Origin of the sequence: Rhodopseudomonas sp. BAL398 (genome assembly GCF_033001325.1) — a bacterium.
Classification (GTDB): domain Bacteria; phylum Pseudomonadota; class Alphaproteobacteria; order Rhizobiales; family Xanthobacteraceae; genus JARJEH01.
The window spans coordinates 906690-931817 of sequence record NZ_CP133111.1 but is presented as its reverse complement, the minus strand read 5'-3'; the positions used below and the strand labels follow the sequence as shown (position 1 = coordinate 931817).

At 63.1% G+C, this 25128-nt stretch carries 27 protein-coding genes and 2 tRNA genes; 7 read left to right on the top strand and 22 right to left on the bottom strand.

All coding sequences use genetic code 11. The features are described from left to right. The first annotated feature begins 86 nt into the window (after positions 1 to 86). Genes dctP through RBJ75_RS04400 form a run of 3 tightly spaced genes read left to right on the top strand, consistent with a single transcriptional unit; the run spans position 87 to position 3006 of the window. The gene (dctP, locus tag RBJ75_RS04410; RefSeq protein WP_044409854.1) at positions 87 to 1103 is read left to right on the top strand and encodes a TRAP transporter substrate-binding protein DctP; all 1017 of its coding nucleotides are present in this window, start codon (positions 87 to 89) and stop codon (positions 1101 to 1103) included. Continuing rightward, positions 1100 to 1651 carry a TRAP transporter small permease gene (locus RBJ75_RS04405; protein WP_044409856.1) on the top strand — a complete coding sequence of 184 codons (552 nt, stop codon included), beginning with the start codon at positions 1100 to 1102 and terminating at the stop codon, positions 1649 to 1651. The genes dctP and RBJ75_RS04405 overlap by 4 nt, the downstream gene beginning before the upstream one ends. Continuing rightward, positions 1648 to 3006, top strand: a complete 1359-nt coding sequence (locus RBJ75_RS04400) for a TRAP transporter large permease (RefSeq protein WP_044409857.1) — start codon at positions 1648 to 1650, stop codon at positions 3004 to 3006. The genes RBJ75_RS04405 and RBJ75_RS04400 overlap by 4 nt, the downstream gene beginning before the upstream one ends. A gap of 183 nt (positions 3007 to 3189) precedes the next feature. Here the strand turns inward: RBJ75_RS04400 and RBJ75_RS04395 are convergent, their stop codons facing one another. From RBJ75_RS04395 to RBJ75_RS04380, 4 genes are all read right to left on the bottom strand, one after another. Next, positions 3190 to 4095: a hydroxymethylglutaryl-CoA lyase gene (locus tag RBJ75_RS04395; protein ID WP_044409859.1), complete on the bottom strand. Its 906-nt coding sequence runs from the start codon at positions 4093 to 4095 to the stop codon at positions 3190 to 3192. A 121-nt stretch (positions 4096 to 4216) separates the two neighbouring features. Further along, positions 4217 to 6226, bottom strand: a complete 2010-nt coding sequence (locus tag RBJ75_RS04390) for an acetyl/propionyl/methylcrotonyl-CoA carboxylase subunit alpha (protein ID WP_044409865.1) — start codon at positions 6224 to 6226, stop codon at positions 4217 to 4219. Between the two features lie 2 nt (positions 6227 to 6228). Further along, complete coding sequence (locus tag RBJ75_RS04385) at positions 6229 to 7833, bottom strand: carboxyl transferase domain-containing protein (protein ID WP_044409860.1); 1605 nt, start codon at positions 7831 to 7833, stop codon at positions 6229 to 6231. Positions 7834 to 8044: 211 nt separating this feature from the next. Further along, positions 8045 to 8350 carry an ETC complex I subunit gene (locus RBJ75_RS04380; RefSeq protein ID WP_044409861.1) on the bottom strand — a complete coding sequence of 102 codons (306 nt, stop codon included), beginning with the start codon at positions 8348 to 8350 and terminating at the stop codon, positions 8045 to 8047. 206 nt (positions 8351 to 8556) lie between these two features. On the opposite strand from RBJ75_RS04380, the gene RBJ75_RS04375 reads away from it, so the two are divergent. Then, entirely contained in the window at positions 8557 to 9753 is a 1197-nt protein-coding gene (locus tag RBJ75_RS04375; RefSeq protein WP_276156384.1) for an OpgC domain-containing protein, read from the top strand. A 55-nt stretch (positions 9754 to 9808) separates the two neighbouring features. On the opposite strand, the gene RBJ75_RS04370 is transcribed toward RBJ75_RS04375, so the two are convergent. From RBJ75_RS04370 to RBJ75_RS04355, 4 genes are all read right to left on the bottom strand, one after another. Next, positions 9809 to 9885: transfer RNA gene (locus tag RBJ75_RS04370), tRNA-Pro, on the bottom strand. 93 nt (positions 9886 to 9978) lie between these two features. Next, positions 9979 to 10398 (bottom strand): DUF192 domain-containing protein, encoded by a 420-nt coding sequence (locus RBJ75_RS04365; RefSeq protein WP_411194515.1) that lies wholly within the window; start codon positions 10396 to 10398, stop codon positions 9979 to 9981. Positions 10399 to 10659: 261 nt separating this feature from the next. Beyond that, on the bottom strand, positions 10660 to 11322 hold the full coding sequence (locus tag RBJ75_RS04360) for a cold-shock protein (protein WP_044415031.1): 663 nt from the start codon (positions 11320 to 11322) through the stop codon (positions 10660 to 10662). 198 nt (positions 11323 to 11520) lie between these two features. Beyond that, positions 11521 to 12282 carry an SIR2 family NAD-dependent protein deacylase gene (locus RBJ75_RS04355; protein ID WP_044415033.1) on the bottom strand — a complete coding sequence of 254 codons (762 nt, stop codon included), beginning with the start codon at positions 12280 to 12282 and terminating at the stop codon, positions 11521 to 11523. 510 nt (positions 12283 to 12792) lie between these two features. Between RBJ75_RS04355 and RBJ75_RS04350 the strand changes: the two genes are divergently transcribed. Together RBJ75_RS04350 and RBJ75_RS04345 are read left to right on the top strand one after the other, a co-directional pair. Further along, the gene (locus tag RBJ75_RS04350) at positions 12793 to 13242 is read left to right on the top strand and encodes a VOC family protein (protein ID WP_044415035.1); all 450 of its coding nucleotides are present in this window, start codon (positions 12793 to 12795) and stop codon (positions 13240 to 13242) included. Continuing rightward, positions 13209 to 13454, top strand: a complete 246-nt coding sequence (locus RBJ75_RS04345; RefSeq protein ID WP_152647805.1) for a hypothetical protein — start codon at positions 13209 to 13211, stop codon at positions 13452 to 13454. The genes RBJ75_RS04350 and RBJ75_RS04345 overlap by 34 nt, the downstream gene beginning before the upstream one ends. A 273-nt stretch (positions 13455 to 13727) precedes the next feature. Here the strand turns inward: RBJ75_RS04345 and RBJ75_RS04340 are convergent, their stop codons facing one another. Continuing rightward, positions 13728 to 13985: a PilZ domain-containing protein gene (locus RBJ75_RS04340; protein WP_044415038.1), complete on the bottom strand. Its 258-nt coding sequence runs from the start codon at positions 13983 to 13985 to the stop codon at positions 13728 to 13730. 284 nt (positions 13986 to 14269) lie between these two features. Between RBJ75_RS04340 and RBJ75_RS04335 the strand changes: the two genes are divergently transcribed. Beyond that, positions 14270 to 14344, top strand: a tRNA-Glu gene (locus RBJ75_RS04335). A gap of 79 nt (positions 14345 to 14423) precedes the next feature. Here the strand turns inward: RBJ75_RS04335 and RBJ75_RS04330 are convergent. From RBJ75_RS04330 to RBJ75_RS04270, 13 genes are all read right to left on the bottom strand, one after another. Then, the gene (locus RBJ75_RS04330) at positions 14424 to 14582 is read right to left on the bottom strand and encodes a hypothetical protein (RefSeq protein ID WP_160297954.1); all 159 of its coding nucleotides are present in this window, start codon (positions 14580 to 14582) and stop codon (positions 14424 to 14426) included. A 563-nt stretch (positions 14583 to 15145) separates the two neighbouring features. Beyond that, positions 15146 to 16210 carry a phage portal protein gene (locus RBJ75_RS04325; protein WP_044418694.1) on the bottom strand — a complete coding sequence of 355 codons (1065 nt, stop codon included), beginning with the start codon at positions 16208 to 16210 and terminating at the stop codon, positions 15146 to 15148. Between the two features lie 2 nt (positions 16211 to 16212). After that, a complete protein-coding gene (locus tag RBJ75_RS04320; RefSeq protein WP_276156383.1) occupies positions 16213 to 16749 on the bottom strand; it encodes a hypothetical protein in 537 nt (178 codons plus the stop codon). A 2-nt stretch (positions 16750 to 16751) separates the two neighbouring features. After that, positions 16752 to 17435 carry an HK97 family phage prohead protease gene (locus RBJ75_RS04315; protein ID WP_052629083.1) on the bottom strand — a complete coding sequence of 228 codons (684 nt, stop codon included), beginning with the start codon at positions 17433 to 17435 and terminating at the stop codon, positions 16752 to 16754. Next, complete coding sequence (locus RBJ75_RS04310) at positions 17435 to 18682, bottom strand: phage major capsid protein (protein ID WP_276156382.1); 1248 nt, start codon at positions 18680 to 18682, stop codon at positions 17435 to 17437. Before RBJ75_RS04310 ends, RBJ75_RS04315 begins: the two co-directional genes overlap by 1 nt. Next, positions 18667 to 18999, bottom strand: coding sequence for an HNH endonuclease (locus tag RBJ75_RS04305; protein ID WP_052629081.1), 333 nt, complete (start codon positions 18997 to 18999; stop codon positions 18667 to 18669). Before RBJ75_RS04305 ends, RBJ75_RS04310 begins: the two co-directional genes overlap by 16 nt. After that, complete coding sequence (locus RBJ75_RS04300; protein ID WP_276156381.1) at positions 18996 to 20510, bottom strand: terminase large subunit domain-containing protein; 1515 nt, start codon at positions 20508 to 20510, stop codon at positions 18996 to 18998. Before RBJ75_RS04300 ends, RBJ75_RS04305 begins: the two co-directional genes overlap by 4 nt. A 136-nt stretch (positions 20511 to 20646) precedes the next feature. Further along, positions 20647 to 21021 (bottom strand): hypothetical protein, encoded by a 375-nt coding sequence (locus RBJ75_RS04295; RefSeq protein WP_152647902.1) that lies wholly within the window; start codon positions 21019 to 21021, stop codon positions 20647 to 20649. A 389-nt stretch (positions 21022 to 21410) separates the two neighbouring features. Further along, complete coding sequence (locus tag RBJ75_RS04290; RefSeq protein ID WP_276156380.1) at positions 21411 to 22622, bottom strand: AAA family ATPase; 1212 nt, start codon at positions 22620 to 22622, stop codon at positions 21411 to 21413. Continuing rightward, positions 22619 to 22918, bottom strand: coding sequence for a hypothetical protein (locus RBJ75_RS04285; protein WP_044415926.1), 300 nt, complete (start codon positions 22916 to 22918; stop codon positions 22619 to 22621). The genes RBJ75_RS04290 and RBJ75_RS04285 overlap by 4 nt, the downstream gene beginning before the upstream one ends. Positions 22919 to 22985: 67 nt before the next feature. After that, complete coding sequence (locus RBJ75_RS04280) at positions 22986 to 23267, bottom strand: hypothetical protein (protein WP_044415924.1); 282 nt, start codon at positions 23265 to 23267, stop codon at positions 22986 to 22988. Then, a complete protein-coding gene (locus RBJ75_RS04275; RefSeq protein ID WP_044415923.1) occupies positions 23264 to 23452 on the bottom strand; it encodes a helix-turn-helix transcriptional regulator in 189 nt (62 codons plus the stop codon). Before RBJ75_RS04275 ends, RBJ75_RS04280 begins: the two co-directional genes overlap by 4 nt. A gap of 214 nt (positions 23453 to 23666) precedes the next feature. Further along, positions 23667 to 24914 carry a tyrosine-type recombinase/integrase gene (locus tag RBJ75_RS04270; protein ID WP_044415921.1) on the bottom strand — a complete coding sequence of 416 codons (1248 nt, stop codon included), beginning with the start codon at positions 24912 to 24914 and terminating at the stop codon, positions 23667 to 23669. Positions 24915 to 25128: the final 214 nt, after the last annotated feature.

The window sequence follows — 25128 nt, the reverse complement described above, 5'->3', positions numbered from 1 at the left end:
AGACTACCAAGTCGCTAATTGCACCGGTGCTGCATTTGGTTTAGCAACGCTACTACAAAGAAAAGAACCGACCCAGGGAGAGCATCATGATCACACGACGTCACCTTCTCGGGACGGCTCTTGCCGCGCCCGCGATCTTGCGTTTCGGTCCCGCTCAGGCTGCGACTACGCTGAAGATTTCGCATCAATTCCCCGGCGGGACCATCGACAGCGGCGATTTCCGCGACCGGCTGTGCCGCAAATTCGCCGAAGAAATCGGCAAGCGCAGCGGCGGCGAGCTGGTCGGCGAGGTCTATCCGGGCTCGTCCCTGATCAAGACCAAGGCGCAATTCTCGGCGATGCGCAAAGGCGCGCTCGATCTGTCGCTGTATCCGATGCCCTATGCGGGCGGCGAACTCCCCGAGACCAATATCGGCCTGATGCCCGGCCTGGTCTCGACCTATGAGCAGGGGTTGAGCTGGAAGACCAAGCCGGTCGGCAAGACGCTGACCGACTTCCTGGCCGACAAGGGCATCATGCTGATCACCTGGGTGTGGCAGGCCGGCGGCGTCGCCAGCCGCAGCAAGGCGCTGGTGGCCCCGGACGACGCCAAGGGCCTCAAGGTGCGCGGCGGCTCGCGCGAGATGGACATGGTGTTGCAGACCGCGGGCGCCGCGGTGCTGTCGGTGCCGTCCAACGAAATCTACGCGGCGATGCAGACCGGCGCCTGCGACGCCGGCATCACCTCCTCCACCAGCCTGATCTCGTTCCGTCTCGAGGAAGTCGCCAAGCATCTGACCTCGGGCGCCGACGCCTCCTACTGGTTCATGCTGGAGCCGCTGATGATGTCGAAGGCGATCTTCGACAAGCTGCCGAAAAACCATCAGGACATCATTCTGTCGGTCGGCAGCGAACTGGAAGCCTTCGGCAAGGAAGGCGCGCAGAGCGACGATATCGAGGTCGCCAAGGTCTACGAAAAGGCCGGCGCCACGGTCAGCAAGCTCGATGCCGCGACCGTCGGCAAATGGCGCGACATCGCCCGCGACACCGCGTGGAAGGACTATGGCGCCAAGACCGCCACCACCGCCAAGCTGCTGAAGCTCGCAACCGACACCGCCGCATGATGCATGGTCCTCGGCTGGACCATCGCGACAGCGTAGCCGCCGCCAGCCACGGATTGCTGGCGGCGCTGCACCGCGCATCGGCGTTGCTCAACAATCTCATCGTGGTGGCCGCATCCATCGCGCTGATCGCGGCCTGCGGCATCCTCAGCTACAGCGTGCTGAGCCGCGGCCTGTTCCACAGCGCCACCTATTGGCAGGACGAAGCCGCGGTGTTTCTGCTGGTCGGTGCCACCTTCCTCACCGCCGCCTATGTGCAGGGCCAGCGCGGCCATATCGGCATCGAGGCCTTTGTCGGGCTGCTGCCGCCGCTGGTGAATCGAATCCGGCTGCTGCTGGTCGACGTCGCCAGCCTGGCGTTCTGCGCCTTCTTCGCCTGGAAATCCTGGACCCTGACCCATGAGGCCTATGTCGGCGGCCATGTCACGGATTCGATGTGGTCGCCGCCGCTGGCGATCCCCTATGGCTTGATGGCCGCCGGCATGAGCCTGCTGTGCCTGCAGATCCTGTTGCAGATCGTCACCTCCTTGGCCCGCGAGGCTCGCTCGTGACGGTGCTCGGAATCGGCATCAGCTACGGCGCCGCGACGCTGTTTGCGATGTTCTCCGGCATGCCGATCGCCTTTGCGCTCGGCGCCGTCGCCGTGGTGTTCATGGCGATCTTCATGCCCAATGCCTCGCTCGATACGGTGACGCAGAACGTCTATGAGGAAATGGCCTCGATCACCCTGCTGTCGATCCCGCTGTTCATCCTCAAGGGCGCGGCGATCGGCAAGTCGCGCGCCGGCCAGGATCTGTATTCGGCGCTGCATGCCTGGCTGCACCGGGTGCCGGGCGGCCTCGGCGTGGCCAATGTGTTCGCCTGTGCGCTGTTCGCCGCGATGGCGGGCTCCTCGCCGGCGACCTGTTCGGCGATCGGCTCGGCCGGGATTCCGGAAATGCGCAAGCGCGGCTATTCGGGCGGCTTCGCCGCCGGCATCATCGCCGCCGGCGGCACGCTCGGCATTTTGCTGCCGCCCTCGATCACCATGATCCTGTTCGCGGTCGCGGCGGAGAAATCGCTCGGCCGGCTGTTCCTCGCCGGCATCGGCCCCGGCCTGCTGCTGGTGTCGCTGTTCGGCATCTACGCCGTGCTGCGGTTTCGCACCGAATACGCCACCGCCAAGCTAGCCTATGAGCGCACCGGACAGGATTCCGCGATTCTCAGCCGCGAGCGATTCACCATGGCGCAGCGCTTCAACGTGCTGCCGCGGGTGCTGCCCTTCGTCATCCTGTTGACCGGGGTGATGATCGCGCTGTATGGCGGCTACGCCACGCCGTCGGAAACCGCCGGCCTCGGCGGGTTGTTGGCGCTGTTGCTGATCGCGCTGATCTATGGCGTGTGGCGGCCATCGGACCTGTCGCCGATCCTGAAATCGACGATCCGGGAATCCACCATGCTGATGATGATCATCGGCATGTCGCTGCTGTATTCCTATGTGATGAGCTATCTGCACATCTCGCAATCGGCCGCCGAATCCGTAGTGGCGATGCAGCTGCCGCGCTGGGGATTGCTTGCCGCGATCCTGGTGCTGGTGGTGATGCTCGGCTTCTTCCTGCCGCCGGTGTCGATCATCTTGATGACCGCGCCGATCATCCTGCCGCCGCTGCGCGCCGCCGGCTTCGACATCATCTGGTTCGGCGTGGTGATGACCATCGTGATGGAGATGGGGTTGATCCATCCGCCGGTCGGGCTCAACATCTTCGTCATCCGCAACGTCGCGCCCGACATTCCGCTCAGCGACGTGATCTGGGGCACCCTGCCCTTCGTGCTGCTGATGATGGCCGCCGTGGTGCTGCTGTGCCTGGTCCCGGAAATCTCGACCTGGCTGCCGGATCTGGTGATGGGGCCGGACGGCGGGCGGTGATGTGATGATCTCATCCCGAGAGGTATTTGAATCAAAACGTCCAGGCGTCATTGCGAGCGAAGCGAAGCAATCCAGGGCGCCGAATGCTGAGCTTCTGGATTGCTTCGTCGCTGCGCTCCTCGCAATGACGAAACTAAGCGCTGACGCCGTTCGCACCTCCTCACCATGAGGTGCAGCACCAACTTACTTGGCCATTCGCCGCTTCGCATTGATCGCCGCCGCCACCCGACTGACCGGCGGGCGCCCGAGTAACCCGGCGATATCATTGGTCGCGGCGATCAGCCTGTCGATGTCGACGCCAGTGCGAATCCCCATGCCTTCCAGCATGTAGACTACGTCCTCGGTCGCGACATTGCCGGTGGCGCCGGGCGCATAGGGGCAGCCGCCGAGGCCGCCGGCGGCGCTGTCGATCACCCGCGCGCCCTCTTCGAGGCCGGCATAGAGATTGGCCAGCGCCTGGCCGTAGGTGTCGTGGAAATGCATCGCCAGACTCGTCATCGGCACCGCTTCGGCGCACGCCCGCAGCAGCGCGCGCACCTTCATCGGCGTGCCGACCCCGATGGTGTCGCCCAACGACACTTCGTAGCAGCCGAGATCCCACAAGGTGGTGGCGGCATCGACCACCGCCTGCACCGGCACCTCGCCATCGAACGGACAGCCGAGCACGCAGGAGATGTAGCCGCGCACCTTGACGCCGTCGGCCTGGGCCCGGGCGATCACCGGCTTGAAGCGCTCAATCGATTCGGCGACCGAGCAATTGATATTGGCGCGGGAAAAGCCTTCGGAGGCCGAGGCGAACACCGCGATCACCGTGGCGCCGGCGGCGCGCGCCGCCTCATAGCCCTTCAGGTTCGGCACCAGCACGTGGAATTCGCCGGGCCGCTGCAACGACGCGCGCAGCACCTGGTCGGAGCCGACCATCTGCGGGATCGCCTTCGGCGACACGAAGGCGCCGACCTCGATGGTGTGCAGGCCCGCGGCCAGCAGCGCCTCGATGAAAGCAATCCGGTCGGCGACGCTGACCGGGGTCTTCTCGTTTTGCAGCCCGTCGCGCGGTCCGACTTCGACAATGCGGACAGTCTCGCTCATTGTTGCGCTCCCACCAACACGAAGTCATGCCCGGCCTTGTGCCGAGCATCCACGTCTTTCCCGACTTGCACAATGTCCAAGACGTGGATGGCCGGGACGAGCCCGGCCATAACGGAGAGGTTCAGGCGTCCGGCTCGATCTCGGCGAGCTCGACGCCTTCCTGGACGATGTCCCCGACCTTGCATTTCAAAGCCTTCAGCACGCCCGCGAAGGGCGCCCGCAGGGTCTGCTCCATCTTCATCACTTCCAGCGTCAGGATCGCCGCGCCCTTGTCGAGATGCGCGCCCTGCTCGACCAGCAGCGCCACCACGGTGCCGGGCAGCGGCGCCACGATCTTGTCGTCGCCGACCTGCTCTTCGTCCTCGCCGCCGAACGGATCGACCCAGTGCAGGTCGAAACGTCCGTTGCGGGTCCGCAGATACAGCTCGTGGCCCTCGATGTCGGCGACCACATGCGAGCGCGCACCGTCCAGGGTGATGTCGAGACCGTCGTCGCGCGCCGCCTGGGTGAATGCCAATTCGCGCGCGTCGATCGTCAAGCTCGACGGCCCGCCGCCATAAAGCAGCGTCACGCGGTGATCGACATGGTCGGCACCCTGGCCGTGGCGGAACACGAAGACGCGCTTGCGGCGGCCGACCGGCATCCAGCCCGAGCTGCGCCATGGCGAATCCGCGTCCGCCCGCGCGGCCTGATCTTCGGCCTGCAGGATGGTCGCCACCGCGGCGCATAGTTCAAGATCACTAGGCGTCGCGGCCGGCGGCGTCAGCCCGGTCAGCTCGCGTTCGATGAAGCTGGTGTCGATGGCGTTGGCGCGAACCTGCTGATGGGTGATCAGCGCCGACAGGAACGCCAGATTGGTGGTGACGCCGCGCACATCGGCGTCTTCCAGCCCGCGATTGAGCCGGTCGATCGCGGCATCGCGGGTCGGCGCCCAGGCGATCACCTTGGCCAGCATTGCGTCGTAATAGGGCGACACCGCATCGCCGGTGCGATAGCCGGCGTCGATCCGCAAGCCGTTGGTCTGCGCCGGCATGCGCCAGGTCTTGATCGCGCCGACCGACGGCATGAAGTTCTTGTGCGGATTTTCCGCATAGACCCGCGCCTCGATGGCGTGGCCATTGAGCTTGATCTGGTCCTGGGTCAGCGGCAGCTTCTCGCCGAAGGCAACGCGCAACTGCCATTCGACCAGATCGACGCCGGTGATCAGTTCGGTGACCGGATGCTCGACTTGCAGCCGCGTGTTCATCTCGATGAAGAACACATCCTGGCCGTCGGAGACGAATTCGATGGTGCCGGCGCCGACATAATTCACCGCGCCCGCCGCCTTGCGCGCCGCCGCGCACACCGTTTCGCGCTGCGCCGGGGTGAGCGTCGGCGACGGCGCCTCCTCGATCACTTTCTGGTGGCGGCGCTGCAGCGTGCATTCGCGCTCGAACAGCGACACCAGATTGCCATGGCTGTCGCCGACGATCTGCACCTCGATATGGCGCGGGTTCCGCACGAATTTCTCGATCAGCATGCGGTCGTCGCCGAACGCCGCCTTGGCCTCGCGCTTGGCGCTGACGATCGCCGCGGACAGCTCTCCGGCCGAGCGCACGATCCGCATGCCGCGGCCGCCGCCGCCGGCCGAAGCCTTCACCAGCACCGGAAAGCCGATCTTGTCGGCCTCCGCCGCCAGCGTCGCCTCGTCCTGCGCCTCGCCGTGGAAGCCCGGCACCAACGGCACGCCGGCTTTTTCCATCAGTTCCTTGGAGCCGGACTTGGAGCCCATCGCGGTGATCATCGCGGCGGTCGGGCCGACGAACACAATGTTGGCGTCGGCGCAGGCCTGGGCGAATTCGGCGCTCTCCGACAGAAAGCCGTAGCCGGGATGGATCGCCTCGGCGCCACTTTGCTTGGCCGCAGCGATGATATTGTCGATGCTGAGATAGGAATCGCGGGCGCGCGCCGGGCCGATCAGCACCGCCTCGTCGGCCAGCCCGACATGCAGCGCGTCGCGGTCCGCCTCGGAATAGACCGCGACGGTTCGCAAGCCCATGGCGCGCGCCGAACGGATCACCCGGCAGGCGATCTCGCCGCGATTGGCGATCAGCAGGGTGCGAAATCGCCGATACAATGCAGACGGTGCCATCATCACATCCTGAACAGGCCGAATTTGGTCGGCTCGATCGGCGCATTGGCCGAGGCAGACAGACCAAGCCCGAGCACCAGCCTGGTATCGGCCGGGTCGATCACGCCGTCGTCCCATAGCCGCGCCGTGGCGTAATACGGGCTGCCCTGGGTCTCGAACTGCTCGCGGGTCGGCGCGCGAAACGCTTCTTCTTCCTCGGCCGACCATGTGCCGCCCTTGGCCTCGATATTGTCGCGCCGCAGCGTGCTCAGCACCATCGCGGCCTGCTCGCCGCCCATCACCGAGATCCGCGCATTCGGCCACATCCACAGAAAGCGCGGCGAATAGGCCCGGCCGCACATGCCGTAATTGCCGGCCCCATAGGAGCCGCCGATCACCACGGTGAATTTCGGCACATTGGCGGTCGCCACCGCGGTCACCAGCTTGGCGCCGTCGCGGGCGATGCCGCCGGCTTCGTATTTCTTGCCGACCATGAAGCCGGTGATGTTCTGCAAAAACACCAGCGGAATATTGCGCTGGCAGCACAGCTCGATGAAATGCGCGCCCTTCAGCGAGCTCTCGCTGAACAGGATGCCGTTATTGGCGATGATGCCGACCGGATAGCCCCAGATATGGGCGAAGCCGCAGATCAACGTCTGGCCATACAGCTTCTTGAACTCGTCGAATTCCGAACCGTCGACCACGCGGGCGATGATGTCGCGCACGTCGAACGGCTTGCGCTGCTCGGCCGGCACGATGCCATAGAGCTGCTCGGCCGGATAGAGCGGCGCGCGCGGCTCACACATGTTGAGCGCGGCGCGGGTCGGCGGCTTCAGGGTCGCGACGATCTTGCGCGCGATGCCGATCGCATGGGCGTCGTTCTGCGCGTAGTGATCGGTGACGCCGGATTGCCGCGAATGCACGTCGGCGCCGCCGAGTTCCTCGGCGGTTACCACCTCGCCGGTGGCGGCCTTCACCAAAGGCGGGCCGCCGAGAAAGATCGTGCCCTGATTGCGCACGATGATGCTCTCATCCGACATCGCCGGCACATAGGCGCCGCCGGCAGTGCACGATCCCATCACGATGGCGATCTGCGGAATCCCCAAAGCCGACATCTGCGCCTGATTGTAGAAGATCCGGCCGAAATGCCGTTCGTCGGGAAAGATCTCGTCCTGCTGCGGCAGGAAGGCGCCGCCGGAATCCACCATATAGATGCAGGGCAGATTGTTCTGCCGCGCGATGTCCTGGGCGCGCAGATGCTTCTTCACCGTCATCGGATAGTAGGTGCCGCCCTTGATGGTGGCGTCATTGGCGACGATCATGCATTCGCGCCCTGACACCCGGCCGACCCCGGTGACGACCGACGCCGAATGCACGTCGCCGCCATACAGGCCATGCGCCGCCAGCGGCGACAATTCCAGAAATGCGGTGCCGGGATCGATCAACAGGTCGACGCGGTCACGCGCCAGCATCTTGCCGCGCGCCGTATGACGGGCGCGCGAGGCCTCGCCGCCGGCACCGGCGACGTTGCCGAGCTTGTCGCGCAATTCGGCGACCAGCGCCCGCATCGCCTCGGCGTTGCGGCCAAATTCGGTTGAAGCGGGATCGATGGTGGAATGCAGCGGCATGGGAATCCGGTTGTTGGGGGCCGGTTATTGTTTGACGCCGAGAATGGGGCGCGTTGCACCCGATGGTGTCACCGCACAGTGCAGGAGTGCAACCTCAACTTTGCGGCGACGGCTGGCACCGTCGCCGTTTCGGACCACCGCCGGCTTGCGCCAAGCCGCTGCGCGGCATGACTATGGCGGCCGGAGTCGTGGCGGCCGGAGCCGTGGCGGCTCAATGCGTCCAGGGCTCGGCGCGGCGGAACGCGAAATTGTCCGCATAGGCGGCGCGGCGGCGCGCCGGCTCGTTGGGTTCGATCACCTGATAGGCAATCCCCTCGCGCTCGCAATAGGCGACGGCGTCTTCCTTGGTGTGGAAGCGCAGCGTCAATTGCTGGCGCATGTCGCCGGACGAGGTCCAGCCCATCAGCGGCTCGATCACGCGGGGCTGCTCGGGCTCATAATCGAGCTGCCATTCCCGCGTCTTGGCGGTCCCGGATTGCATCGCGTTTTTGGCGGGCTTGAAGATCCGTGCGGTCATGGAATGATCGGCCTGTTCAGATGCGACATTGCGACGGTTTGGCGAAGCGGCAGGCGTCGTATATCCTCGACGACTTGGGATCGTTTTGTGATTCCTGAGCCCGGCCGTTTCGTTGCCGTGTCTGGTATATTCCGTCTATAGCGTCGTGACAATCGTGCCCCGACACTGCCGCTCGTTTCCAGTTAACCTATGGACCTCCGGATCCCATGGACATTCACGCCATCCTTCCCTCCAAGGGGCGCGATCTGCGGCTCGATCTGTTTCGCGGGATCGCCAATTGGGCCATCTTCCTGGATCACATTCCGGACAATGCGGTAAACTGGATCACCACCCGAAATTACGGCTTCTCTGACGCCGCCGACCTGTTCGTCTTCATCTCCGGTTACACCGCATCATTCGTCTACGCCAAGATGATGCTGGAGCGCGGGTACATTGTCGGCGCCACCAGGCTGACCAAGCGGGTCTGGCAGCTTTACGTCGCCCATATCGTGCTGTTCGTGATCTATATCGTGTCGATCGGCTATGTCGCGCAACGCTATAGCGACCCCGACATCATCCACGAATTCAACGTCGCCGGCCTGGTCGACAATCCGGTCGAGACGCTGCGCCAGGGCCTGCTGTTGAAGTTCAAGCCGCTCAATCTCGACGTGCTGCCGCTTTATATCATGCTGATGGGGCTGTTTCCGCCGGTGCTGTGGTTCATGTTGCGCCGGCCCGATGTCACCATGCTGGCCTCTTTCGCGCTGTATTTCGCAGCGCGGCATTTCGAGTGGAACCTGGCCGGCTATCCCGGCGGCAGCTGGTACTTCAATCCGTATTGCTGGCAATTGCTGTTCGTGTTCGGCGCCTGGTGCGCGCTGGGCGGCACCGTGAGGGCGCGCAGAATCATCGATTCGGCGCCCATGCTGTATTTCTGCCTCGCCTATCTGGTGTTCGCGCTGGTGATGACGATGGCGGGCCGTTTCCCGGCATTCGGCGAGCTGTTCCCGGCCTGGCTGTTCGACGCCTTCAATCCCAACGACAAGACCAATCTGGCCCCCTATCGTTTCCTGCACTTCGCCGTGATCGTGGTGTTGGTGATCCGCTTCGTGCCGAAGGATTGGCCGGGGCTGGAATGGCGGGTGTTCGATCCGGTGATCAAATGCGGCCAGCAATCGCTCGCGGTGTTCTGCGTCGGCGTGTTTCTGTCGTTTGTCGGCCATTTCGAGCTGATGATGAGCTCGGGCTCGCTGGCGGCGCAAATCTTCGTCAGCATCACCGGAATCGCCATCATGACGCTGGTGGCCTACTACATCTCCTGGTCGAAGCGGCAGGACAAGCCGCTGCCACGGCCGGCTCCCGTGAAGTCGCCGGACCCGGCGCCTGCGCCGGAGCGCGCGCGGGTCGAGGCCGACCGGCCCTGATGTGAAACCGTGATGTGAAAAGCGTCGACCGGTCGCGGTCGCATCGCCGGCGGGATGGTCGGGGCACAAGGATTCGAACCTTGGACCTGCAGTACCCAAAACTGCCGCGCTACCAGGCTGCGCTATACCCCGATGTCTTGCCGTGAGGCTTGCCGTGTCGCTGGGAGCGTTGTCGATACACGCTTAAAGCCCCCCCAGCAAGCCGCGGTTTTGGCCGCGGCCGAATCAGTGGCTGTTGAACAGCGGATGGGCGACCCGGTCGCCGGGGGCGATGCCGTATTTCTTCGCCGTGCCGGCGATCACCTCGAGCACCCCCTTGGTCGGCCCGCGCGACGGGATGATCTGCAACGAATGCGGCACCGTGTTCTCGGCAATCCGCAGGATCCGGCCATCGGCGCGAATGAAGATCATATCGAGCGGAATGAAGGTGTTCTTCATCCACATCGACACCTCCTGCTCCGGCGAGAAGTCGAACAGCATGCCGCGACCGTCGGCCAGCTCCTTGCGGAACATCAGGCCGGTTTCCTTTTCCTTCTCGGTGGTCGCCATTTCGACCGCGAAGGTCTGCACCCCGGATTTGGTGACGATCTCCAGCGTCTGGAGATTGGCGGCCCGCGCCGTGGTGGCGGCGAACACCAAGACCATCAGCGCCAGCGCCGCGCCCAGCCGTGCCCGGCCCGCCCTCATCACCTGGAATTTCGCCATCAATGCAACTCGTCCCTTCGCCACACCGCGTCAATCGCGCGATCTTTGCCTCAGGATCATGGCAAAGACCAGAGCGCTGCACGCGACGAGACAGCTGGTTTGATGATTCCGGGGCGCGCGGGATTCACAAATCCGCGATGAGCAAAATTGCTCACTCGATCGATTGTCCTGCGGTGATGTCCGGACCCGAGAACGAGGCGGCTAGTGCGACGACAGGCCGGGGGCGCCGCCTTCGGGCTGGATCTCGGCCGCCATCATGCCCTTGGAGCCCGGTCCGAACCGGACCAGCACGAATTGACCGGGCCGCAATTCGGTCATGCCGAAGCGACGCAGCGTCTCCATATGCACGAAGATATCCGGCGTGCCCTCGCCGCAGGTCAGAAAACCGAATCCGCGCAAGCGGTTGAACCACTTCACCTGGGCCCGCTCGAGTCCACTGGTCGGTGTGATGCTGACATGGGTGCGCGGCGGCAACATCTGCGCCGGGTGAATCGCGGTCGATTCATCCATCGAAACGATGCGGAACGCCTGATAGCCCTTGGCGCGCTGCACGCATTCCACCACCAGGCGTGCGCCCTCATAGGCGGTCTGATAGCCGTCGCGGCGCAGCACCGTGACATGCAGCAACACATCGGGCCAGCCATTGTCCGGCACGATGAAGCCATAGCCCTTCGATGCGTCGAACCATTTGATTACGCCGCTGATCTCGACAAGATTGGCGCTGGCGTCGCCGAGTCCGGCAAACCCACCCAAACGATCGTGATCCTGGCCGCCAGAGAACTCGCCGTCCGCGTGCCTGCCGAAATCCGCACCGCTCAATGGCGAAGCGCCTGGCCTCTTGGACTCAAAACTGTCCGACCCCATGACCCCGGACCCCACACATCAATCAAAGCCCGATGTCGGTGCGACAACGGCGTCTGGCGGATCCGTCCCTTAACAACTCAGGATAGTACCGCCGCGAATCTCATGTGCAAAGATAACATCCTCGCCCGCGCCGCAAAGACAAAAAATGAACACTTCAGTAACTATGAACAGACTTGCGAACCTGCGAATCATACGAGGTCAGTTGCCGACAAACGGCCCCAGCGTCTCGCCGATATCATGGCGGATGACCAGATCGGCGATCTCGTCCTGTTCGGTGGGCTCGTTGTTGATGATCACCAATTTGGCGCCACACTCCTTGGCGAGCATCGGAAAACCCGCGGCCGGCCACACCACCAGCGACGTACCGATCGCCAGAAACAGCTCGCATTGCTGCGTTAATTCGGTGGCGCGCCGCATCGCATCGACCGGCATCGCCTGCCCGAAGGAAATCGTCGCGGTCTTCACCGGCTCATCGCATGTCGTGCAATGCGGCGCGTGGCCGGTGCGCTGCTGCCATTCGTAAACCCACGCGATCTCATGGCGCTGGCCGCAGCCGATGCAGCGCGCGTAGGTGGTATTGCCATGGAGCTCGACCACGTCATCGCCGGCAATCCCGGAGGCCTGATGCAGATTGTCGATGTTCTGGGTGACGATCGCCGGCACCTTGCCGGCTTTGTACAACGCCGCCAAGGCGCGGTGCCCGCGTCCCGGGCGCGCCTGGGCGAAAGTCGACTCCATCGCAAAGCGTCGCCGCCAGGCCTCGTCGCGCGCATCCTGGCGAGCGACAAATTCGTCGAACGGAATGGGCCGGTTGCTGGCCCACAGCCCGCCCGGCGAGCGGAAATCCGGAATACCGGATTCGGTGGAAATCCCGGCCCCGGTGAAGGGAACGATCACCGAGGCCTGCGCGATCATGTCACCGAGCAGATTCACCCCGCTGCGAAGGTCCGGCGCGATCATGGCATCAAAACCTGAATGAGATTGGCAGCGCCAGCCTTTGCAGTTTGCCGCCCGCGCTGCAAGTTCGACCAAAGCATCGCCGATAGCGAATTCCGCATGACCTATTTCGCCCGCTTTGCACGCAGGATTGCCTCCATCGAGGGAACCGATTGCCCAAATTCGCAGCCACACTTTGTTGAATTGCCTGCGTTCCGCAACGCAGCGATGGTGGGGCCTCTGTACGGAAGACCTCCTCCCAAAAGAGCCCTGTGCCCTCCAAGGCGGGGCTCTTTTTCGTTGGCGCGGTCGGTGCGACGCGATCGCTGGCCGCCAGCTTCCGCCGCGAAGCCGAAATCGAGGACACGTTCCTGTCCCGCCGGGCACCACGCCGATCGCGTGACCGGGCTGCCACCGGCCTTTTCGGATCCGCATCCGCGCCGTCATCGACCCGCCTGCCCTCGGCGGATTTTTCCTGCTATTCACCGCCCGGCACGTCGTCGTGAATTCGTGCCGGCTCAGGGAGACACCATCATGCGTTATCTGCACACCATGCTGCGCGTTCGCAATCTCGACGCGGCGCTGAAATTCTATTCCGACGCGCTCGGCCTCAAGGAGGTCAACCGCATCGACAATGACAAGGCGAAATTCACGCTGGTGTTTCTGTGCGCCGCCGAAGACGAAGCCTTGCTGAAACAGGTCAAGGGCCGTGGCGCGCCGCTGGTCGAGCTGACCTATAATTGGGACGAGGAAAGCTACGGCGAGGACCGCTATTTCGGCCACCTCGCCTATGAGGTCGACGACATCTACGCCACTTGCGACCGGCTGATGAAACTCGGCATCACCATCAACCGCCCGCCGCGCGACGGTCAGATGGCGTTCATCCGTTCGCCGGATCTGCATTCGATCGAGCTGCTGCAAAAGGGTGCCGCGCTGGCGCCGCAGGAGCCGTGGTCGTCGATGCCGAACACCGGGCACTGGTGAGCCTGATTTTACACCCACGCGCGCCATCCGGTTCACCGGTTGGTGACGCGGGCTGGCGCCCCGTACCGACCGGCGCGCGCGAACATGAGGGGCGTCTGACCCGCACGCGCAAGGCGGCCGACGTCAATGGCGATATCCATGATGCGATCGCGCGCGACGGCTCCGCGCCGTGTCGGATCGGGCTGCCGCTCTCCGATCTGCCGAACGGCTAACGACGAAACCAGGCGACAACGCCGCCAGGGAACTACACGCTCATATTGGCGTTCCCCTGCAACAGTTCATTGTGAACGATTGTGGGAGGCGAATGATGGGACGTGGAATTCTGCTGTGGCTGCTGGGCGTCCCGATTCCGGTGATCATTCTGCTGTGGCTGTTCTTCGGCCGCTGATCGGATACGCTCATAGGATCCAGACTCACCGACTGACGTGACGACGGGCTTGGCCGCAAGGCTGAGCTCGTCGTCGTCAGATCAGGCGCGGCGATCGCTACACGACAAATTTGACGCCGAGCGTCTTGCCGCGGCGCCATACCACCTCGCAATTGCGTCCGGTCCGGGCATCGCGCGAAAACGCCAGCCGCAATTTCGGGCCGAGCGTCTGCGCTTCCTCCAGCGTGATCTTGGCACCGGCGCTGGACACGTCGACCACCACGCAGGGCCGCGCGGCGAATCCGCCATCGAGGGTTACCCACCCGCTCTGACGAACCGATTTGCGCGATTCCCGTTTTTTGCCGCCGAGTGCCATCGAATTCTCCGTTCCGGCCTCTCCTAATGCCCCAGCATTGAGAAAGTGTTTCCCGCCCTCGCAAGGCAGCCAGCTCGGCTGTCGATCTGCGTTCAATTGAACGGCTCAGACGACTTGCCGAGACGAACAAACGCCACTATACGTTCGCCCGCTGTCGCAGTTGGAATCGCAAGAGTCCGCCTAGGCAGCCCGCGGATCGGTGCAACGCGCTGATTCGGCTTTAGTTTTACGGCCGTGCGAAACGCCGCCTGCGACCCGATTCGGTCGCGCCTGGCGAGCGTCTTGCTCCCTTCGTCTATCGGTTAGGACGCCACCCTTTCACGGTGGAGAGAGCGGTTCGATTCCGCTAGGGAGCACCAGCCATTTCAATGGCTTAGCGCTCCGGCCTCAGCGAATGTCCAACAAATGTCCAATATCCGCCGGTAGCTTTCGGTGGATTTAGGCTGGCTCCGCTTCCGGCATCGCGATACCAAACTCGGCTGCAAGCCTTGCGATCTGAATGCGGACGCGCGCGGCGCTGGTTTCGAGCGCCACAGCTTCGTTGACGAGTGAAAGCAGCAGGCGCTCGGCAAACTCAAGGTCAGGCTTCTTCTTCATGGCAAACTCCTAATCGGCCGGGTTGGCCGCGAAGTGACAATGCACGCCCCTCTCCCAAACGTAAGGCCTTGCAACAGATATTTGTTTTGGCTAAATTACTGATATTGCAGCGGTTTATGTTGCCTCTCAAGATTAATTAATCGGCGACCAAGGTAGCGAGTGCGGGCGCCCGTTTGACGTGCCATCCTCAAGTGACTCGCGATCAACGCGAGACCGGGGGAACAATGGAAGTTATAGCGGCGGTATCAGAATTTACGCAGTTGGTTAGCGATGACATCGGCCTAAACCAGATGAGCACAAAAACGGGAATAATCCCGGCGGAGGTCAGTCAGTCAGAACTCAAAAGCTGGTACCCGACCATCCGAGCGGTACTAGAAGAATTGCAAAGACTGGCGTCGGATGAGAAGTCCACCTTTGCCGATTTTGAGCGGGTCCGAAACCGACCGGGCACATTTCCAGAGGTGCCCCAAAGGTACATAGACGCTGTTCAAAAGGCATATGCGAAGGCTGGTCGGGCGTAAAAGAGTCGTGGTCGGGCAGGATGGTCCCGCCCGGCATCGCCCCTAAAGGTCGACCAGCGCGAAGGCTGAATCCATGTCGGCTTGTGACACCTCGCCAGATTTGGCCATAGCCAACGCCTGCACCACCGAAAGCATGGCGCGGGCTTTGCCGCCGGCATCGTAGGCTTGCAGCGGTCGCATCAGGTCGATCGCCACGTTACCGCCGAGCTTGTCGCTGCATTCCTCCGCAACCAGCGCGGCAATCGGCTGCAGCGTGAACTGGCAAAGGTGGCGCTGCGATTCTCGGACCATCGGGCCGGTCGTCGCATTGTTGAAGAGTCCCGGCAGCACGCCGAAGGCGCCGCAGATCGCGTCCCGGCTGGCGTCCAGCGTTTCCTTGGCCATCGACTGCTCAAGGTTCGGGGTCAGGTCGGCGGGCCGCCAGTCGGCCGCTGGCGCCGGTCCACCGGCTGCGCTGACCTGCACAGACTCGCGGAGTAGCACGCGGCCGCGCTGACCACGGAATGATCGGCCCAGCGTGGCCATGTCCGTCTCCTGCGATTCCGGGAACGGCACCACTTGCGAGCCGAGCGGCATATTCTCAAACACCTCCGCAAGCGACGACTCGACGGCCTGCAGCATGCCGCTGGTCAGGGCGCATCGTTTCAGCGGGGCGCTGCCGTACCACGGCGCGGCGGGATCGCAGCCAATGCGGAAGTGCAGCACCTCGCCAGCAAGTGCCGTCTGTGTGGTGCCGCCGCCCGCCTCTGGGATCGACAGGCGGTAGGCGCTGGGCTTGCCGTAGCGCGTCCGCAAATCCCAGTCGGAACATGGCACGAGGAAATCGTCGCGGATCAGAAACAGCGCTTCGCCGCGAACCGCCAAAGACCGGCCGAGCAGCGCGAGCGAACAACGGTCGAGCAGTTCCGTGCCGTCAACATCTGCCAAGGTGAAGCCCTGTTCCCATAGCGAGATGCACGACTGCGCGGTGGCGGTCATTTCGGCGATGCCGCGGCGACCTGAGATGTAGGCTTCGCGGGCTTGCATGATCTCCGCGGTGAAACCGCTTCCGGCAGACCGCTTTTCAACGGCCGGCGCCGAGCGGCGAAACAGGTCCATAATACCCATGGTCAAACCTTCCGATATGAGCGCAGCAGATCGCCGGCGCCCGAATTGATCATCGCGTTGGCCAGCCAAGAGGCCGAGCGCGAATGCGAAATGGAAATTGAGCCGGCGTCGATGCTTTCCGACGTGGCGCCGGGTTTGCCAGGCTTCGCCGCCATGTATTCGGCCAAGCGACGGTACGCCTCGCTGACCGTGGCAGGCACCTCGCCGGGTCCGACCGTGCCGGTGAAGCGGAACGGACCAGTTGCGGACAGCCAATAGCCGCCGAACGGGGAAGCGTTCGGGGTGCACGCTTCCCACTCATCCGCAGCGGACCAGACTTCCACGGTGGCGATCGTGGCCGGCGCCAGCGGCGGCGACCATTCGCCCGGACCTTCCACCAGCCATTCGATATCGCGTTCGGCCCATCGGTGCGCGACGTAGGCCTCGATCCGTTCCCAGATCACGGGCGCCGGAATTGCGACCGCGGCGGCCGAAAGACCTTCCGGCGCGTCCGGATAGGTCAGCGGTTCGGACTCGTTCTGTTTGATTGTCGTGGCCATCGTTATCTCCAGCGCAGCGCGGCAGGCATCGCGCGCGTGATTGTCAGGGGTGGCGGTACAAGGATCCCCGCGGCATTCATGGTCCAGCCGGCCGCTAGTTTTTCCTCGTCCGTCATGTCTTCGGGATCGATCGCGATGGACGCTTCGCCGTAAGCTGGCCGTGTGACCACCGACAACTCAAACAGGATCGCTTGGAAGATCGTGCGAATAAGCGCGTTGTGCATGCCGCGCGCGGGGTCGTGCCCCTCATCGGTAAACACTTCCGGCTTGGCGACTGCGCGCGGCGGCGGGATGCGAAAACCCGGCGAAATGCCCACAGACAGACCGGAGTCAATCTGTTTCAAAATGTCCGCGCCATACGACGTGTCGGCAATCTGCGGCGTGATCTCGGCGTCAAAGGTCAGCGCCTCGTCGTTGTCATCGAAAATCAGCGTGCCGGTTTTCTTGGACGCAAGCGGCGTGTCGAAGCTGTGGCCAACGAGCAGATGCTGGTCCTGCTCATCGTTGTTGATCGAATGGGAAAACGCGCCCGGCGCGAACTCCTCTTTCTGCGGTCGGCCACCCTTGCGACCGCCATCGCTCATTACAGCGCGCTTGCGATACGGAAAGCGACCACGAAGCCGGCGCCGCCCTTTACGGGCAGCGCGCAACTCCAGTTCGCCAATGACGGTGGCGAACTCGTCCATCACTGAATGCCGGTCAGGATCTGAAGCTGCTGGGCACGCGACACGGTGACGTCCATCGTCGCCAGTGCAGTCAGGCGCAGACCGCCCGAAGCCGCATCGCTGTACACGTCGCGGATCAGATCGATGGCGCCCCAGGTGCCGACGAAGATGGGCGCAACGCCACCGACGTTGGTCGTCAGCAGCGCATTGCTGGCGAGCGGCGAACCGACCGGCGCGGCAAGAGCATTCGACGACATGACGACGCCGGGAATGTTCTTGATCAGTCGGTCCCACTCCGAAACAGCGGTGTTCGTGATCAGGTCATCGTCCATCGCGTCCCAGATTTCCGGGCGCAGCAGCAGATTGACATCCGCCGGCGAGTTGGCGGCGTTTGCCAGCATGAAGCGCTTCACCGCACCACGGAACGCGGCCCACGATGCCGCTGCGGTAACGGCGGTGGAAGTGATGCCGTAGGAGCCGACCAGAACGCCGGAAGGCTGACCATCCGCACCGGTGCCGAGGAACACGGCCTTGTCCATGCCTTCGGCGAGACAGCCGTTCATGTCACGACGCACGGCCTGTTCCAGCGCATCGCCGCTCTGCTTGAGCGCCTTGCGCGTCACCTTCATCTGAATGCCGAAGGTGTGGTCGGGAGACAGCGAGCGGTTTGCGGTGCTGTAGACAGTCGGACCGGCGACGTTACCGGTTTCCGACGCAGCCCAGCCACCGGCGACGGACGACGACGTGATCGGATATTCGTTCGTGCCCTGCGCGATGTTGACGAACTGCGCGCCCATCTTGCTGGCGACGGAGCCGGCGAAAATGCGATCGATGATCGGCGCAGTGCTGACCGGCGACGGGGTGCCGCTGGCAATGGTTTCGCCACTGCGGATTTCCAGCGCAGCATAGGGAATCGGGACGCCGCGATAGCCGCCCTGCGAGCGCAGTTCCTCGATCACTTCGGCGGTGGCGCCGTCGATCTTCGCGCCTTCGTCCAGGTGCAAGGCAACCTGCCGAAGCTCGAACTTGTCGATCATTTCGCTGAATTTGCGATCGCTGCGCGTTTCCATCTCGTTGCCGGCTTCACGGCGTTCCGTGTCTTCCACGATCAGCGAGGCACGGTATCGCGCTTCGTTGCCCTGATACTCGGTGTCGAGGGTCGACATCGAACGGGTCTCATCCTCGGTCGGCTGGGTCTTGCCAACGAGCGCGGCGAGCGACTGACGGATTTCCGACTGGCGCTTCTGAATTTTCACAGAGGTAAGCATAGTGACTCCTTCGGTTTGGGATGCGCCAAGGCGCGGACAAAATCGCGCCACTCTTGGCGCCGGGGATCGATCGGCGCGAAGCCGACTTCGATTTTCGTTTTCGCGGAATGGCACGGCTTGCAGAGCGTCTGCAGATTGGCCAAATCGAACGCGAGGTCGGGAGCGAGACGAACGGATTTGATGTGGTCGACTTCAAGTCGACCGGCCGCGCCGCACTTGACGCACTGGAATCCGTCGCGGCGTTTTGCCAGCAGACGAACCACTTTCCAGCGTGGAGAACTGATTACCTGGGCGCTGTAGCGATCGTATTTCTTCACAGCCAGATCGCCTCGCGGACCTTTTTCGCCGGCGCGGCGAGCATGCGGGCGCCTTGCGCGACGGCCAGCACCGATGCGGAGGCGGCGTCGATCCGGCCCAAACTGCGGGCCTTGGCCAGCTTGATGTTGTTCGCTGGGTCGCGAAGGCAGACGGTTTCCGCAAATGCAGAGCGCAACAGCAGCGACGGCGCGGCCTTTACCAGACCGTCAAAGCACGAGCGGCGGAAGCGCTCGCAATCCTCATTGCCATCCTTGAAGCCAAAGCCCCGCCAGATCAGCGGAGCGCGGATGCCGGCAGCATCGATGGCCTGACCAAGTTCGGCCTGCTTGTAGCGGTCCATGCACAGCGCGGCGACGCGCTCGCCCTCGATATGGCGCATCACTTCCGACAACCACGCCGCGACGGGCACGGTAGCATGACCAAGGGTAGACAGTTCGCCGCGGCTGGCCATCTCGCCATAGCGGGCGCCGACGCCATCCGACGCGCCGCGGTCGGCAAGATTGGGTGCGGTCGGAAACCAGCCAAGGCATTCGAGCCGGCCGGTGTCTGGCCAATAGAACGCGGCGGCGGTCATGCTGGCGCTGCCGCCAAGGTCGATCCCGATGACCACCTGACCAGCGCGCGGCGGCAGTTCGGCCGCTTCGCACGACAGCCATTCATCGACGGTCAACAGCAAATCGCGGGTCTCGCCGCTGACACGCTCGTTGCGATTATAAAGCCGGAACGTGGTCAGGCTCGAACCGCCCCGCGCAATGGCGCGACGGGCCTGCGACTGCAGCCACTCGACCGACGAACCGATGCCGGCGACGGCGCCGGGGTTTGCGATCAGCAGGCTTTCCAGATCGTCAGCAGGAAGGCCCGGCGGCGGCCGATGCTCCTGCACATAGACGCCTTCTTGCGGCTCATCGAGCCACTTGGAAAACGGGTGATTGTCGTCGGGGGCGGACGTGGAGATGATCAGCGCGCGACCGTTGCGCTTGCCAAGGCCAGACAGCAGAGCGTGTTCTAGCTCGTCGCCCTTATCCTTGGCCCAGTGGCCACGCTCATCCATGATGGCGAGCGTCGGGGCACCGCCCAAAGCAGACTTGCCGTCAGCGGCGAGACAGCGCAGCAAGTGCGTCCCGTTCTCGTCCGTGTACTCGATCTCCAGCCGCGGAGCGCGGCGGAAGGTCAACCGTTTCTGCACATCCTCCGGCAAATAACGGGCGTAGCCGGCGACGAAATTCCAGACCAACCGGGCCTGGTCGCGCGTGCGGGCGCCCACTGGAATCTCACGGTTCGGCTGGGTGTCACCGATCTCGCCGAGCAATTCGCCAAGGGCAAGGCCAGAGGAAAGTGCGGTCTTCGCATTGCCGCGGCCGATGCTAAGGCACGCAACGCTGACGTTCTTGGCCAAGGCACCGGTGACGAATTTTTTCTGGAATGCAGCCAGCCGCAGCGGCTCGCCGGCCGCCGGACCTTCCGGGACTTTTAGTGATTGCAAAAACTTGATCGCCTTTTTGGCGTTCAATTTTGACCCCGGTTGCGCGAGAGAAAGGAAAAGGCCCCCCCTCCGAAAGGTTCCCCCCTAAGAAAGCGCGGCATTGGGACCGCTGCGGGGTAGCGCGGGCCGCTGGCGCGACGGCGCGAAAGGCGCGCACTCGGGGTCACGTCCGACATTGCATCACCCACGCCGCTCCAGCGGGATCACGCTGCACATTGACGATTGCGTAGGTCGCGCCCGCAATGGTCACGGTGTCGGCAGTCGTCGGCGTGATGGCAAGCGTCGAGCACAGCACATAGACCTTGCGGTCATTGACCTGCACGTTGCTGTCGGCGTGATCGATCTGCGAATAGTTATCTGTCCAGCCAGAGCAGTCATGCGGGACATCGGTGAGCACTGGATCCCAAGGCGGGCCGCTCATCTCCTGCGCAGTAACCACTGCGGCCTGCGGTATGTCCGCGTTGACCAGTGCGTCGGTCAGTTGCTCTGCTAGGTAGCCGTCGAGGATGGACAGTCTTGGACCTATGTGTACTTGCACGGACAGTAGCGCGTGCTTAAACGAAAAAGCCCCGGCGCGCTCATAGAGCGAACCAGGGTCATTGAAGGCGCAACATACTACAATCTAAGGCGCTTTGCAAATCAGCCCGTATTGATACCAGTCAACACATAATCGCAAAGGCGCGCGGCGGCGGACAACTCTTCCTTGGCAAACGCTCCATTTTCCAAGGAAGTAAGCAAGAAAGCGCAGCTACCGGAACAGCGAAACAGCCCTACACTTAGACTGTTCTGTTCCACCCTATGCGGGGGCATAAATGCCCCCACCCGCGACATAGGATCGAAACATGTATCGGAACACATGTTCTGCCCATTCTATAAGGGTTTCTCTGGTCATCGGAACAGAACGAAACAGTCCGTGTTCCGGCCGCTTTAGGGCACCGGTTTTGGTGGCATTTGAGGCAGGATCGAAACAAGGCTGTTCCGCCCGTCTGTTCCGGTCGCGCGCTTGTCCAGGCGGTTCAATTCCTTCTCCCCGCGCGCGCTCAACGTCCACTCTCCGCGGTGCTTCATTATCAGCCCGTCACCCGCAAGCTTCTCTGCCGCGCGCCGCACGCGCACGCCATAGGGCCGCCCGTCCCGCATTTTCCAATCCAGCACCTTTGCCAGTTCGTTCGATGATGCCCCCGCATTTCCGTCGATCGCCCGCAACACCATGTCCTCATCAGTGCGCGCCGCGACCGCCATGGCATCCTTTCCTGCGTCGTCCATCGGGGTTGCCATCACTGTCGGCATGGAGCGCCCGCGCCCATCCTTCAGCCGCTCGGCTGTCACCGTGTCGAGCCGGAACAGGATTGGCGCAAAGTCCATCCCGCGAAACTTGCCGGCCCAATGAAGCTCGACCGCGGAATCGCTCTTGCGGGCGCACAGGTTGCCATCGATCTCGGCAATAAAGGATCCGCCACCACGGGGCAGCAGGTTGTCGTTCGTTGCGCTTTTGACGGGATGGCACAGGACCAGGACGGTAGGCGCGCCCTTCAATTCGGTCAGGCTGCGCATCCGCTTGGCGTGTTGCAGCGAGTCCACGTTGCTGTTTTCGTCCGTCCCCTCGAACGTCGCGGCAGATGTATCGACCACGACCAAGGCCAATTCGCCAAGCGCCGCGGCTTCAATCGTGATGCGCTCCGCAATCTCGGACAGTTTGCTTGCGCCTGACACGAAGTGAACATCGATGGTGTTGACGTCGAAACCGCAATGCTCTGCCATCGCAATCCAGCGCGCTTGCACGTCAACGCTATTTTCCGATGCGAAGTAGAGCACCCGCCCCTTCTCCACCTCCCGGTCCCCAAGCTTGCGCCCGAGTCCAACGTGCACAGCGAGCCGCAGCGCGATTGCGGTCTTGCCCGCTCCTGTCGCCGCGGTCAGGCTGTAGCAAAAGTGGCGCTGCACGATGCCGTCGAGCAAATAGGACGGGGCAAGGAAATTGGCCACGAACTCGCCGCTGGACTGTATCAGCTTCGGCGGCGGCGTGACCTTTTGCGGCGGCGCCACCCTGACCAGGGTTGGCGGCATTGGCGTAGGATAGACCGGCGCGGGCGGCTGGCTCGCCGCGCGCAGCCCCTTCAGGGGCTTCGGGTCCGTCATGCCGCACCTGCAAGGCGTTTCTGCTTGAACCACTGCTTCGCGCCGTTGAAGTCGTTTCCAGCAAGCGCGGGACCGTTCGGCAATATGATGAATTGGTCGGCGCTTTCGCTGACCGCTTGGACCATATATTCGCCCGACACGTCACCGCGCCCGAACGGAGTAATTGGCACCGGCAACGCCGCCGGGTTTTGGCTAATTGCCCAAGCTAGTATCGTGACACGGTGAAATTTGCTACTTGATGTTTCATCGTCAATGCAGAGATGCCAATCGCCGGCGGCGGGCACTATCGTTTCCATGGTGTTGCTTTCTGCCGCGCTTGCGGCTCGTTGAATCCGGTCGAGACATCTCGCCGGGTATGCGTGGTTAGGCAGCTTTCTCGGTCCCGCCGAGAATGGTGAAGGCCGCGAAGGCCGCTTCGGCCATCTTTACGCGGACATCAGGTTCAACGATCTCGACAAGACGCTTGCCTTCGTCGCGACCAGTGCCGCGGGGCACCTGGGCAAGCAGAAAGCCCCGCGAGGCACGTATCAAAAGGCAGTCGATCATCCGCAAGCCGGCAAATTCGACGTTGAATTTGGCAATGAGTTTGTCGCCGGTCTTCCAGGGCTTGGGATCAGCGATGATTTCAAGCGCGGTGATTTTCATGCCGCCACCTTCACGCTGGCAGCTTCGCGCGCCGCGACCCATTCGATTGCGGCGCTGTCGCTGATGCGCGTGCATCGGCCAATCTTGAAGATTTTCGGGGCCTGCCCCTTCGCGGCAAGCTTGTAGAAGAAAGCGCGGCTGATGCCGTGGCTGTGGCAGAACTCGTCTACTGTCTGGGAATTCATGGTGTGCTCCAGGTACGAAAAAACCCGCCGCGACGAATGTCGGGCGGGCGATGGCAGATATGAAAAAAGGCGCCACGCTCAGGGAGCGTTGCACCTTATGTTTGACCAATAAAAACCCTTAGTGCGGATTTCTACTGCGCGCAGATAATTGCATAATGAGCCCCCGTTGTCAACAAGCAACGCCCGTGGACTTCGTTAAGTGTAGATTAACTATCTAAACCGTGCCGTCGTATCGCGGAGCACCTGCTCGAATTGCATCGGTAACGAAGCTACTTGCCAGATGCCCATAGTGCTTCTCGACCATGCGCGTGTCGGAGTGTCCAAGGTTTTTCGCAACGATCAGCATCGGGACGCCGCCCATCACCGCATGCGATGCCCATGTGTGCCGCAAGCCGTGGAAGTTGATTGGCGGATCGATCGCCGCTCGCGTGTTGGCGGTTTCCATCGGCGCCGCTTGATGCGACGGCAGCCATGGTCCCCCGCCCGCTTTGACGAACATCGGTTCGCCACCCTGCCGTCCCTTCGTCCGCTCGGCAAAGAACGCCGCGCCGTCTGCAGTCAGCACCACATGGCGGGCCTTCCCGCTTTTTGACTGGCGAATTGTCACGGTGCCGCTGTCTGGGTTGAAGTCGGCGACGGTCAGCAAGCACAGTTCGCCATACCGGGCGCCTGTTTCCAGCGCGCCCCGTACCAGCAACCGGAAGTCGTCGTCAGCGCCTGCGAGCAAGCGAGACGCCTCGGGCAACGTCAGATACCGCACCCGTGCGGACTCGACGCCCTCGAACGGCTCGACCCGTCGCCACGCGCCATCAGACGCGACCTGCTCATCCCGCCACGCCCGGTTAAGTGCCGCCTTCAAAACGGTCAGGATGCGATTCGCCGACGACTTGCGGCGGCGAGCCTGTTCCGGATCCGACACGTCAGGCTTAAACTTTTGCTTTCCGCCCGGCTTGGTTCGGATGCGGGCCGGTGCGGCGGCAACGCCGACATGCCATTTCCGAATCTGGTCAGTAGTCAGTTTGTCGACCTCGATTTTGCCAAGGGCAGGAAGAATGAAGGCGTCCGCGGCGTACCGCCCCTCCTGCCCCGATTTCTTATTCGTCATCAGATATTGGATGTAGGACTCGACGGCATCGGCCACGGTCAGGGGCTTGGTCTTGCCGACGGCAGCGTGCGCGCGCAGCACCATTCGGGACCGCGCCAGCGTCTGCGCTTGGCCAAAGGACAGAATCGCCACGCCATCGGGGTCGGAAAAGTCGTCGGCAATGGCCAACGTCTCGATCTCATAACCGCCCTCGCCGATGTAATGCCGCGCCACCCACTTGCCGGGGCCACTGACGGGCTTGCGGTAGCCAAGGTGAAGGCCAGGCTCCAGCGTGCGGAAGTAAGGCTTGCCGCTGCTCTTGAGCCGGTCGCGCGCGGTGCGGGATTCAAGCTTCGCGTCTTGGACAGTCCGAGCCATGATGTATCCCGTGCACGGTGGATAAACGAGCGTGTCCAACACATGTCCAATATACACCCGTGAACGTCAATAGACGCACGTTGCCGAAAGTGGCTGTAACCATTGGTTTTATTGAATTGCGAAAATGTTTATGGTCCACCGTGGACGGATTACGATCCCTTTCACGGTGGAGAGAGCGGTTCGATTCCGCTAGGGAGCGCCATCGGCTTGCCCA